The sequence below is a fragment of the Thiobacillus sp. 65-1402 genome, assembly GCF_001897685.1.
Taxonomy (GTDB): Bacteria; Pseudomonadota; Gammaproteobacteria; order Burkholderiales; family Thiobacillaceae; genus Thiobacillus.
The window spans coordinates 1-11,764 of sequence record NZ_MKUG01000062.1; the positions used below are offsets into that span (position 1 = coordinate 1).

The window sequence follows — 11,764 nt, forward strand, 5'->3', positions numbered from 1 at the left end:
ATCCCGGTGGTCATCCACTCTTCGCTGACCGGCTCGACCAACGAAGCGCACGTCAAGAAAGTCGGCGCCGACGCCTACGTGGCCAAGTTCGTCGCCGAAGACCTGGCCGACGCGCTGCGGCACGCGCTGGCTAAAGTGCATTGAAGTTACAAGTTGCAAGTTGCAAGTTACAAGTTGTTCGCGGCCATGCAAGAAGCCGCGCGCTTCGCTTGAACCTTGTAACTTGTAACTTGAAGCCCCCGCATCGCGGGGGCGCTCTCCTTAAACGCCCATGTTCATGATTTCCTGATAGGCGGACACCAGCTTGTTGCGCACCTGCACGGTCTGCTGGAAGGCGATGCTGGATTTCTGCATGGAGATCATCGCGTCGGAAAGACTGACGCTGCTGTCGCCCATGGCGAATCGTTCGGCCAGCTGTTGCGACTGCAGCTGGGCCGTGTTGACCTGGTCCAGCGATGATTTCAGGACCGACTGGAAATTGACCTGATTCGCGGTCTTGTCGGTTTGCAGCGGGCTTTCGCCCGCCGGCGTTGCGCGCGCCGCCGCGGCCTTCAGCTGCGCCACCATCGCTTCAATCCGGCCGGTATCGATCATGCCTACGCTCATCGTGCCCTCCTCCGCTCATCCAGCCGCCTGCACAGGCGGTTTTTCACGTGCCCACCTTATCAGGCCGGGGGCAAGCCATAAGCCCGATAAGCGCCTGAAACCGGCTTCTATTCCCCCGATTGAAACCAGCGGCAGTGCCGATAATTCGATCACATAGCGACACTCCCATGGGGCAATACGAATGAACACGGCAATCGGAAACCGGGCGGCCCATGACGCCGGCACGACGGAGGCAAGAACAATATGGCAGTAGCAGGCGAAATCGCGGTTCCGCCCAATGTCCTGGAATTCACCCGGACCGCCGGCGGGCGGAAAATCATGCTGATGCTGGGCGTGGCCGCGGTCGTTGCGGTCATGGGCGCGGTCTGGATGTGGGGGCAGCAGCCCGAGTATCGCGTGCTGTTCTCGAATTTCAGCGACCGCGACGGCGGCGCCATCGTCGCCGAGCTCGAAAAAATGAATATCCCCTACAAATACGCCGAAGGCGGCGGCGCCGTGCTGGTGCCCGCCGAGCGGGTGCACGATGCGCGGCTGAAACTGGCCTCGCAAGGTCTGCCCAAGGGCGGCAACGTCGGCTTCGAGCTGATGGAAAACCAGCGGCTCGGGTCGTCGCAGTTTATCGAACAGGTCAATTTTCAGCGCGCCATGGAAGGCGAGCTGGCACGCTCGATCGAATCCGTCTCCGCGGTGCAGGCAGCGCGCGTACACCTGGCCATGCCCAAGGACTCGATCTTCGTTTCCGAGCAAAAACAACCCACCGCTTCGGTGCTGCTCAATCTGCATCCCGGCCGCGCGCTCGATCCGCAGCAGGTCAGCGCCATCGTCCACCTGGTCGCCAGCAGCGTGCCCGGGCTGCCGACCAAGAACGTGACCGTGGTCGACCAGAACGGCAGCCTGCTCTCCGATACCAGCAAGGCGGCCAGCCTCAACGGCATGGATCCCAGCCAGACCAAATACGTCCAGGAGTTGCAGCAAAACGTCGTCAAGCGGATCGAATCCATCATCACCCCGATCGTCGGCCCCGGCAATGTGCGCGCCGAAGCGACGGCCGACGTCGATTTCTCCCGCAGCGAGCAGGCCGTGGAGTCCTACAAGCCGAACCAGACGCCCGACGCCATGGCCATCCGCAGCCAGCAGACCAGCGAATCGCTGAACGGCACGGCCAATCCTGCCGGCGTACCGGGCGCACTCAGCAACCAGCCGCCGGCGCCGGCTACCGCACCGATCGTTGCGCCCGGGCAGAATCCTGCCGCGCCTGCCGTGGCCGCCGCAGCCGCGCCGGCGGCCAACACGCGCAAGGATGCCACCGTCAACTATGAAGTCGACAAGACCATCCAGTACGTCCAGCAGGGCGGCGGCGGCCTGAAGCGGCTGTCGGTCGCGGTGGTCGTCAATTACAGGAAGACCGTCGACAAGTCCGGCAACAGCGTCATGCAGCCGTTGAGCGAGGCCGAGACAACCCAGATCACCAGCTTGGTCAAGGAGGCCATGGGCTACAGCCAGGAAAGGGGCGACACCCTCAACGTGGTGAACAGCCCCTTCGCCAGCACGGAACAGGAAGCGCTTCCCGAGCTGCCCTTCTGGAAGAAGCCCGAATATGTCGAATATCTCGAGATTGCCAAGATAGCGGGCAAGTATCTGCTGATTGCGGTAGCGCTGGTCGTTCTGTACCTGAAGGCGGCCAAGCCTTTGCTGAAAAAGCTTTCCGAACTCCGCGCGCTGCCCGCGCCCGACCACGATGCGCTGCAGCAGGCGGCCGGCGGCACGCTGAAGGCGCTCCCGCCCGGCCAGCGCAGCTATCAGGAAAACCTGTCGCGGGCGCAAAAAATGGCCAGCGAAGACCCGCGCGTGGTCGCCAACATCGTGAAAACCTGGGTGGACAGCCATGAGTGAAAACGGCATCACCAAGGGGGCGATCCTGATGCTTGCGCTGGGTGAGGAAGGCGCGTCGGAAGTGATGAAATATCTCGGCCCGCGCGAAGTGCAGAAGCTCGGCGAAGCCATGACCACCATGAAATCCATCCCCCAGGAAGAGGTGGAGAACGTGCTCGACGACTTCAACAACGTGGCCGACCAGAATTCCTCGCTGGGCCTGGACTCGAACGACTATATCCGCACCGTTCTCAGACGGGCGCTGGGCGACGACAAGGCCTCGTCGCTGCTGAACCGGATCCTCGGCGGCGGCGGCGATGCCAGCGGCATCGAAAGCCTGAAGTGGATGGACGCCGAATCGGTGGCCGACCTCATCCACAACGAGCATCCGCAGACCATCGCGACCATCCTGGTGCACCTGGAGCGCGACCAGGCCTGCGAGGTGCTGGCCTGCTTCACGGACCGCCTGCGCAACGACGTATTGCTGCGCATCGCCACGCTCTCCGGCGTGCAGCCGACGGCGCTGCGCGAACTCAACGACGTGCTGACCAAGCTGCTGTCCGGCAGCGACATATTGAAGAAGCAGCCGATGGGAGGCACCCGCGCGGCGGCCGATATCCTGAACTTCATGAGCGGGGAAAACGAGGCCTCCGCCATGGAATACCTGAAAAGCTACGACCCCGACATGGCGCAGAAGATCATGGACGAAATGTTCGTGTTCGAGAACATCATGGAAATCGAGGATCGCGGCATCCAGCTGCTGCTGCGCGAAGTCCAGTCCGATTCGCTCATCATCGCGCTCAAGGGCGCGTCGGAGGGCATGCGCGAGAAGATCTTCAAGAACATGTCGCAGCGTGCCGCCGAAATGATGCGGGAAGACCTGGAATCGAAAGGGCCGGTGCGCCTGTCCGAAGTCGAGGCGCAGCAGAAGGAAATCCTGATGATCGTCCGTCGCCTGGCCGATGAAGGCCAGCTCTCGCTGGGCGCGAAGGGAGAAGAGACCTATGTCTAGTTGCGTCATTCCGCGTGCCGATCAGCCGGCTTGCCAGCCTTGGGAGATGGCCAGCTTCGACGCCGATCCGCATCCCGTGAAAAATGCGGATTGCGCAGGCATCACCCTGCCGACGATCGAGCAGATCACCGAAATCCAGGAACAGGCAAGGCAGGAAGGCCATGCCGCCGGCCGGGCCGAAGGCTATGCCCAGGGCCAGCGCGAAGCCGCGCTCGAAGCGGCCAGGCTGCGCGGCCTGGCCGATGCCTTCAGCGCCGAGGTCGCCAAGGCGGACGAAACGATCTCCCGCCAGGTGCTCGACCTGGCGGTCGATCTTGCGCACGCCATGCTGAAAACCGCCCTGGCCGTCCAGCCCGAACGGGTCATTCCGATCATCAAGGAAGCGGTCCGCTATCTGCCGGTGCTGCATCAGCCGGCCCTGCTCTTCCTGAACCCGGCGGATGCGGAGCTGGTCAAGGACAGGATCGGCGACGAACTCGCGAAAACCGGCTGGCAGCTGGCCGACGATGCCGGGCTTGAACGCGGCAGCTGCCGCGTGGAAACCGCCAGCAATCAGATCGACGCCACCTTGCCCACCCGTTGGCAACGCCTCGCCGCCGCGCTGGGCAATCAATCGGATTGGCTGGCGCCCTGATGGACGCGCAGCCCCACAGCAGCCGCTGGAAAGCCTATCTGCAGGATTGCGGCGAACTGCTGGCGATCGCCGAGCCGATGCAGGTGTCCGGCCGCATCACGCGCGTGGCCGGGCTGGTGATGGAGGCGGTCGGCCTGAAGCTGCCGGTGGGCAGCGCCTGCACCGTCCCCCTGCCCAACGGTTCGCACCTGGAAGCCGAGGTGGTGGGGTTCGACGGCAACCGGCTTTTCCTGATGCCGCAAAGCGACGTCGAGGGCATCGTGCCCGGCGCCCGCGTGTTTCCGGTCGAGGTCATCCCCACCCTGCCAGGCCTGGGCCAGGTGAACCATCCGCGTCGCCGCCCGAGCGACCGCACCCGCCACCTGCCGGTCGGCGACGCCCTGCTCGGGCGGGTGCTCGACAGCGGCGGCCGTCCGCTCGACGGCCTCGGCCCGCTGCACACCTCCGCCACCGCCCCGCTCAACAATCGCGCCGCCAACCCGCTGGGGCGCGCGCCGATCACCGACATCCTCGACGTCGGCGTGCGCGCGATCAACAGCATGCTGACGGTGGGACGCGGCCAGCGCATGGGCCTGTTCGCCGGCTCCGGCGTCGGCAAGAGCGTGCTGCTCGGCATGATGGCGCGCTACACCAGCGCAGACGTCATCGTGGTCGGCCTGATCGGCGAGCGCGGCCGCGAGGTCAAGGAATTCATCGAGCAGATTCTCGGCGAGGAGGGCCTCGCGCGCGCCGCGGTGGTGGCCGCGCCCGCCGACACCCCGCCGCTGATGCGGCTGCAGGGCGCGGCGTATGCCACCTCGATCGCCGAGCATTTCCGCGACCAGGGCAGGAACGTGCTGCTGATCATGGATTCGCTCACCCGCTACGCCATGGCGCAGCGCGAGATCGCGCTGGCGATCGGCGAGCCGCCCGCCACCAAGGGCTATCCGCCGTCGGTATTCGCCAAGCTGCCGGCGCTGGTCGAGCGTGCCGGCAACGGCAAGCCGGGCGGCGGTTCCATCACCGCCTTCTACACCGTGCTGACCGAAGGCGACGACCAGCAGGACCCGATCGCCGATTCCGCGCGCGCCATCCTCGACGGCCACATCGTGCTGGACCGCTCGCTGGCCGAGAGCGGCCACTACCCTGCCATCAACATCGAGCAGTCGATCAGCCGTGCCATGCACAGCATCGCCACGCCGGAACACCAGCAACTGGCGCGCCGCCTGAAGAAACTGTATTCGCGCTACGAACGCAGCCGCGACCTGATCAACGTCGGCGCCTATGCGGCCGGTTCCGATCCGCTGCTGGACGAAGCCATCAAATTGCAGACCGGCATCGAAGCCTTTCTGCAGCAAGGCATGCTTGAGCGCTCGGGCGTCGAGGAAAGCCTCGCCAGCCTCGAAGCCTTGTTCCAATAAACCTCACCGGACGATAGCGCACACCGAATGGCCACCCCTTCCGCACTCAATACGCTGATCGATCTCGCCCACAAGGAAACCGACGCGGCCGCCAAGCAGCTGGGCGCCGCGCTGCGTGCCGGCGAAGAAGCGGAGCAGAAGCTCGACCTGCTGATGCAATACCGCGACGACTATGCCGCGCGCTGCCAGTCCGACCTGAGTTCGGGAATCAGCACGACGCATTTCAACAATTTCCAGGTATTCATGCAGAAGCTCGACCGCGCCATTACCGGCCAGCAGAAGGTCGTCGACGAAGCCAGGCAGCGGATTGCCCAGGCGCGTGCCGTCTGGCAGTCCTGCGAGCAGAAGAAAATGTCCTTCGTCACGCTGGCGGACCGCGCAAGCAAGGAAGACCTGCGCCGCGAGCTGTGGCGCGACCAGAAACAGAACGACGAGCATGCCGCCCGGCGCGCGCTGCACAAGAGCAACCCTTCCTGAAACAGGACCGCCCCTTATGAACGCGACCCCCATGAACCTCAATCCGGCCCATGCCGCCCAGGCGCAATCCGGCGCCGCCAAGCCCCAGGATTCCGCCGCCCCGGAGGTGCCGTTCAGCCAGGTGCTGTCGAGCGAAATGGCGCAGAACCGGAAAAACGACGCCGCCGGGGAAGGCGCCGATGCCGCCGCGACCGAGGCTCCCGGCCAGGCGGAAGCCGGCGCGGATTCCGCGGCGGAGGCGGCGCCGGGCGAGGAGTCCGCGCGCGCGCCCCTGGCCGAGGACAGCGCGGTCGCGCCCGAAACCTTGCTGGCACTGGCGATCAACCCGGATCTGCTGAAGCCGGCCGCGGCCGCAACAGAAGGCGTTGCCGCGGAACCGCCCGTCCTGGATGCCCGCAAAGGCCGGACGCCGCCGAAAGCGCAGTCCGGGCAGCTTGCCGACGATGCGCGCGGCGCCCGCAAAACCGACCCCGCGCAGTCCGGCAAAGCCGATTTTCAGGCCGCCGCTGCCGCGACGGCTGCCGCAGCCAGCGCTTTTTCGGGCCAGCCGGCAGCCGCCCGGCAGTCCGACGCCATGAAGACCGGCGAATTCCTGTCCGACCTCATGAGCCATCCGGCTCTGCGCCCCGCCCCGCAGGCAGCGCTTGAAAGCGTGCCCGCGCTCAACGATCCTGCGTCCCCCAAACTGGCCCCGACGGTAGGCACCACGGCCTGGGGCCAGGCCCTCGGCGAAAAACTCGTGTGGATGACGGCGGGCGCCCAGCAAACCGCCTCGCTCACCCTCAACCCACCCAACCTGGGCCCGCTGCAGATTGTCCTCAACGTCTCGAACGACCAGGCCACGGCCAGCTTCTTCTCGGCGCAGCCCGAAGTACGCCAGGCGCTGGAAGCCGCCATGCCCAAGCTGCGGGAAATGATGGACGAGGCCGGCATCCAGCTGGGGCAGGCGACGGTCAGCGCGGACACGCCACAGCAGAACGACACCTCCGACCAGCCCGGACAACGCATCGCCTCCCGCTTTGCCGTGCCGGACGAGGCCGCCTCTGCCGGCCTGCAGGCCGTCCAGCCGCCGCCCCCGCAATCCGGACGCGGCCTGATCGACACCTTCGCCTGACACAGGCCATCCGCCGGCATTGCACGATATGCGTCCCTTTTCTCCCTCTTTTCCCGGCATCGAAGGCAGCGCTTTCTTTCGATAATGAGCCCCATCTGCACGACATTGCCCCTATAGAGGAATTGCATCGATGGCCGTACCTGCCGCACCCGCCATACCCGCCGAGACGACGGAAGCCGCTCCTGTCAGGAAGCCCAGGAAAAAACGGCTCGCCATCCTCGGCCTCGTCGTGGTTCTGCTGGGCGGCGGCGGCGCGGGCGCCTGGTTTCTCAGCCAGGACGACGCATCCAAGGAAGCCCCAGCGCCGAAGGCGCCGGTTTTCCTGCCGCTCGAAACCTTCACCATCAACCTGCAGGGCGATGGGCATTATCTGCAGATCGATATCACGCTGCAGGTCGCCGACCAGGCCCAGATCGACACCATCAAATCCTACATGCCGCGCGTCCGCAGCCGCTTGCTGTCGCTGCTCTCCAGCAAGCAGGCCGAGGAGTTGGCCAGCACGGAAGACAAGAAAAAACTTGCGCAGGAAATCCTGGCGCAGGTGAAGCTGCCGTTCGATCCGAAGGGCAAGCCCCAGCAAGTAGACGATGTCCTGTTCACTTCATTCGTGATCCAGTAAACCGCTCATGGCCGACAATTTTCTTTCGCAGGATGAAGTCGACGCGCTGCTGAAAGGCGTGACCGGCGAAACCGACGATGCGCCGGCCGAAGCGGAGGATCATTCGGGTGCGCGTCCCTACAACCTGGCGACGCAGGAACGCATCGTGCGCGGCCGCATGCCCACGCTCGAAATCATCAACGAGCGTTTTGCGCGCCAGTTGCGGATCGGCCTCTACAACTTTCTGCGGCGCGGGGTGGAAGTCTCGGTCGGCCCGGTCCGGGTCTCGAAGTACAGCGAATTCATCCGCAACCTGGTGGTTCCCACCAACCTCAACCTGGTGCAGTTCAAACCGCTGCGCGGCACCGCCTTGATGATCTTCAACCCCGACCTGGTCTTTCTCATGGTCGACAACCTGTTCGGCGGCGACGGGCGCTTCCACACCCGCGTCGAAGGCCGCGATTTCACGCAGACCGAACACCGCATCATCCAGCGCATCCTCAATATCGTTTTCGAGGCCTACTCGAAATCGTGGGAGCCGGTGTACCCGATCGAGTTCGAGTACATCCGCTCGGAAATGAACACCCAGTTCGCCAATATCGCCACCCCCAACGAAGTGGTGGTGGCCATCACCTTTGCCATCGAGCTTGGCCAGGTCAGCGGCGAAATGCACTTCTGCATTCCGTATTCGACGATCGAGCCGATCAAGGATCTGCTCACCAGCAGCCTGCAGGCGGAAAATCTGGAAGTGGACAAGCGCTGGGTGCGCCTGATGCGGCAACAGATCCAGCTGGCGGAGGTCGAGATCGTCGCCGACCTGGGTACGGCACAGGTCAGCCTGCGCGACATCGTCGACATGAAAGTGGGCGACATCATTCCGCTTGAAATTCCGCAAACCGTCGAAGCCAAGGTGGACGGCGTCCCGGTGATGGAATGCGCATACGGAAAATTCAACGGCCAATACACCTTGCGCGTCGAGAGGCTTTTGTCGAACAGCCAGAACGATACGCAAACAGGAGATCAGCATGCCTGAAGACACCACCCAAACCATAGACGAAAACGACTGGGCGGCCGCGATGGCCGAACAGGCGACGCCTGCGGCGCCGAGCCCGGAAATTTTCCCGGAGCTGTCCGGAACCGCCGCATCCGGCGGGCTGGCCAAGGATATCGATTTCATTCTCGATATTCCGGTGCTGCTGACGGTAGAACTGGGACGCACCAAGATCGCGATCAAGAACCTGCTGCAGCTGGCGCAGGGATCGGTGGTCGAACTCGACGGCCTGGCGGGCGAGCCGATGGACGTGCTGGTCAACGGATGCCTGATCGCACAAGGCGAAGTGGTGGTGGTGAACGACAAGTTCGGCGTGCGCCTGACCGACATCATCACCCCCGCCGAGCGGATCCGGAAGCTCAACAAATGATGCGTCGCCCGCTCGCGTCCTGCCTGCTGCCCGGACTGCCGGCCCTGGCACAGGCGGCCGACGCCCCGGCCGTCTCCGCCGCCGGCAGCCTGCTGCAGGTATTCATCGGGCTGGTGGCGGTGCTGCTGCTGATCGCCGCCACGGCCTGGGTCGGCAAACGCTTCGGCATCGCCCGCGGCGGTTCGTCCGGCCTGCTTCAGGTAATCGGCAGCGCCTCGGTCGGCGCACGCGAGCGCGTCGTGGTGGTCGAGGTGGGCGAATCCTGGCTGGTGGTGGGCGTCGCCCCCGGCAGCGTCAATGCCCTGACGACGCTGCCGAAAGGCACGCTGCAGCCGCCGTCCCCCTCCATTCCCGGCGCGCCGTTTGCCGCGCGTCTGCAACAGCTGCTCGAAAACCCCCCATTCGGGGATAGACGCCGTGAAAAATAAGCCGCTCCGTCGCCTGGCGCATGCCGGCATCATGCTGGCCGCCCTGCTGCTGCCGTCGCTCGCGCTGGCCCAGGGCGCGGGCCTGCCCGCCTTCACCAGCACTCCGGCAGCAGGCGGCGGCCAGAACTACACCCTCAGCCTGCAAACCCTGCTGCTGCTGACCTCGCTGTCGTTCCTGCCGGCCGCGCTGCTGATGATGACCAGCTTCACCCGCATCATCATCGTGCTGTCGCTGCTGCGCCACGCGCTCGGCACCCAGTCGTCGCCGCCCAACCAGGTGCTGATCGGGCTCGCGCTGTTCCTCACGCTGTTCGTAATGGGTCCGACCCTGGACAAGGTCTACGTCGAGGCCTACCAGCCGCTTGCCGAGAACCGTATCCAACTGAGCGAGGCCATGGACAAGGGCGCGGTGCCGCTGCGCGCCTTCATGCTGAAGCAGACGCGCGAAACCGATCTCGCCCTGTTCGTGAAGATGTCGGGCTCGGCGGCGCCGAAAACCGCCGCCGACATTCCGATGCGCGTGCTGATACCGGCCTACATCACCAGCGAGCTGAAGACCGCCTTCCAGATCGGCTTTGCGGTATTCATTCCTTTCCTCATCATCGACATGGTCGTCGCCAGCATCCTGATGGCGATGGGCATGATGATGGTGTCGCCCGCCATTGTCGCCCTGCCGTTCAAGATCATCCTGTTCGTGCTGGTCGACGGCTGGAATCTGCTGCTGGGTTCGCTGGCGCAAAGCTTTTACTAGTGTCGACGCTAATTTCACGCCCGCATCGGCCCGTCCCCGCGGCTTGCCGCGAAATCGACCGCAACACGCCCTAGGAGACCTGCCATGACGCCCGAAAGCGTAATGACCATCGGCCGCACCGCACTGGAAACGACCATCCTGGTGGCGTCCCCCGTGCTGCTGGTCACCCTGGTGGTCGGCCTGCTCATCGCCGTGTTCCAGGCGGCCACCCAGATCAACGACGCCAGCCTCTCCTTCATTCCCAAGGTCATCGCGGTGCTCGTCACCTTCGCCATCGCCGGGCCGTGGATGCTGACCGTGATGACCGACTACATGCGGCGGGTGCTGACCGGCCTGCCCGGCATCATCGGCTAGTGTCGTAACCCGGAAATAGGGAAACGTAATGAAACGGATGGATTTTTTCGTAGGGCAAGGCGCGAGGAGGCGACATAGCTGGCTCCATGGCGACGACGAGCAACGCCGCCATGCGGAAAAAGACGCCGTTTCATGCTGCGATATTTCCGAGTCACGACACTAGTGCCCGCCAAGCTTGCATGATCAGCTTCACCGATGCCCAGCTCAATGCCTGGCTGATCGGCTTCATCTGGCCGCTCACCCGCATCCTCGGCCTGCTCATGGTGACGCCGGTGTTCGGCCATCGCTCCGTGCCTGCGCGCGTCAAGATCGGACTAGGCGTCTTCATCACGCTGATCGTCTCCCCGACCCTGCCGCCGATGCCCGATGTGGGGCTGGGCTCATGGCATGGCCTGTTCATCCTGGTTCAGCAATTTCTCATCGGTCTCGCGATCGGCTTCGTCATTCGCATCGCGTTTGCCGCGGTCGACGCCGCGGGCGAAATCGTCGGCCTGCAGATGGGTCTGGGATTCGCGTCCTTTTTCGACCCGCAAAGCGCTGGTCAGACGCTGGTGCTCTCGCGGTTTTTCAATATGCTGGCGGTATTGGTGTTTCTGGCGGTGAACGCCCACCTGCTGCTGCTCGGCGTGCTGGTCGACAGCTTCCAGAGCCTGCCCGTCAGTCCGCAGCCGCTCGCGGCCGCGGGCTTCCACAACGTCGCCGCGTTCGGCTCCACCGTGTTCGCCGTCGGCCTGCAGCTGGCGCTGCCGCTGATCGCCATCCTGCTGATGACCAACCTGGCGCTCGGCATCCTCACCCGCTCGGCGCCCCAGCTCAATATCTTCGCGATCGGTTTCCCCATCACCCTGGGCGTCGGCCTGATCGTGCTGGATCTCACCCTGCCCTACTTTGCGCCCCAGTTCGAACAGCTGATCCAGAACGGGATCAAGGCAAGCTCCATGGTGATCCAGACGCTGCGACCGCAATGAGAGATGCAAGTTACAAGTTACAAGTTGCAAGGAAAACCTTGTAACTTGTAACTTGTAACTTGTAACTTGTAACTTGTAACTTGTAACTTGTAACTTGTAACTTGTAACTTGTAACTTGTAACTTGTAAC

The 11,764-nt window shown here is 64.2% G+C and carries 14 protein-coding genes and 1 pseudogene; 14 read left to right on the forward strand and 1 reads right to left on the reverse strand.

Translation table 11 applies throughout. The features are described from left to right. A pseudogene (locus BGO62_RS04940) lies at positions 1-144 on the forward strand (chemotaxis protein CheV); the annotation flags it as partial. A 117-nt stretch (positions 145-261) separates the two neighbouring features. Here the strand turns inward: BGO62_RS04940 and fliE are convergent. Next, entirely contained in the window at positions 262-606 is a 345-nt protein-coding gene (fliE, locus tag BGO62_RS04945; protein WP_296639863.1) for a flagellar hook-basal body complex protein FliE, read from the reverse strand. A 243-nt stretch (positions 607-849) separates the two neighbouring features. Between fliE and fliF the strand changes: the two genes are divergently transcribed. The 13 genes from fliF (at position 850) to fliR (ending at position 11,635) form a co-directional block, all read left to right on the forward strand. Further along, on the forward strand, positions 850-2,499 hold the full coding sequence (gene fliF, locus BGO62_RS04950) for a flagellar basal-body MS-ring/collar protein FliF (protein WP_296639865.1): 1,650 nt from the start codon (positions 850-852) through the stop codon (positions 2,497-2,499). Beyond that, positions 2,492-3,490: a flagellar motor switch protein FliG gene (fliG, locus tag BGO62_RS04955; protein WP_296639867.1), complete on the forward strand. Its 999-nt coding sequence runs from the start codon at positions 2,492-2,494 to the stop codon at positions 3,488-3,490. Before fliF ends, fliG begins: the two co-directional genes overlap by 8 nt. Beyond that, positions 3,483-4,124, forward strand: a complete 642-nt coding sequence (locus BGO62_RS04960) for a flagellar assembly protein FliH (protein ID WP_296639868.1) — start codon at positions 3,483-3,485, stop codon at positions 4,122-4,124. The genes fliG and BGO62_RS04960 overlap by 8 nt, the downstream gene beginning before the upstream one ends. After that, on the forward strand, positions 4,124-5,524 hold the full coding sequence (gene fliI / locus BGO62_RS04965) for a flagellar protein export ATPase FliI (protein ID WP_296639870.1): 1,401 nt from the start codon (positions 4,124-4,126) through the stop codon (positions 5,522-5,524). Before BGO62_RS04960 ends, fliI begins: the two co-directional genes overlap by 1 nt. A 27-nt stretch (positions 5,525-5,551) precedes the next feature. After that, positions 5,552-6,001, forward strand: coding sequence for a flagellar export protein FliJ (gene fliJ / locus BGO62_RS04970; RefSeq protein ID WP_296639871.1), 450 nt, complete (start codon positions 5,552-5,554; stop codon positions 5,999-6,001). Positions 6,002-6,017: 16 nt separating this feature from the next. After that, positions 6,018-7,115, forward strand: a complete 1,098-nt coding sequence (locus BGO62_RS04975; protein WP_296639873.1) for a flagellar hook-length control protein FliK — start codon at positions 6,018-6,020, stop codon at positions 7,113-7,115. A 130-nt stretch (positions 7,116-7,245) separates the two neighbouring features. After that, a complete protein-coding gene (fliL, locus tag BGO62_RS04980; protein ID WP_296639874.1) occupies positions 7,246-7,734 on the forward strand; it encodes a flagellar basal body-associated protein FliL in 489 nt (162 codons plus the stop codon). A 7-nt stretch (positions 7,735-7,741) separates the two neighbouring features. Next, the gene (gene fliM / locus BGO62_RS04985) at positions 7,742-8,746 is read left to right on the forward strand and encodes a flagellar motor switch protein FliM (protein ID WP_296639877.1); all 1,005 of its coding nucleotides are present in this window, start codon (positions 7,742-7,744) and stop codon (positions 8,744-8,746) included. Continuing rightward, complete coding sequence (fliN, locus tag BGO62_RS04990) at positions 8,739-9,134, forward strand: flagellar motor switch protein FliN (RefSeq protein ID WP_296639878.1); 396 nt, start codon at positions 8,739-8,741, stop codon at positions 9,132-9,134. The genes fliM and fliN overlap by 8 nt, the downstream gene beginning before the upstream one ends. Further along, positions 9,131-9,562, forward strand: a complete 432-nt coding sequence (gene fliO / locus BGO62_RS04995) for a flagellar biosynthetic protein FliO (protein WP_296639880.1) — start codon at positions 9,131-9,133, stop codon at positions 9,560-9,562. Before fliN ends, fliO begins: the two co-directional genes overlap by 4 nt. Beyond that, positions 9,552-10,313 (forward strand): flagellar type III secretion system pore protein FliP, encoded by a 762-nt coding sequence (gene fliP / locus BGO62_RS05000; protein ID WP_296639882.1) that lies wholly within the window; start codon positions 9,552-9,554, stop codon positions 10,311-10,313. The genes fliO and fliP overlap by 11 nt, the downstream gene beginning before the upstream one ends. Positions 10,314-10,397: 84 nt before the next feature. After that, positions 10,398-10,667 (forward strand): flagellar biosynthesis protein FliQ, encoded by a 270-nt coding sequence (gene fliQ, locus BGO62_RS05005; protein ID WP_296639884.1) that lies wholly within the window; start codon positions 10,398-10,400, stop codon positions 10,665-10,667. Positions 10,668-10,846: 179 nt separating this feature from the next. Then, a complete protein-coding gene (fliR, locus tag BGO62_RS05010) occupies positions 10,847-11,635 on the forward strand; it encodes a flagellar biosynthetic protein FliR (protein ID WP_296639886.1) in 789 nt (262 codons plus the stop codon). The last annotated feature ends 129 nt before the right edge of the window (positions 11,636-11,764 follow it).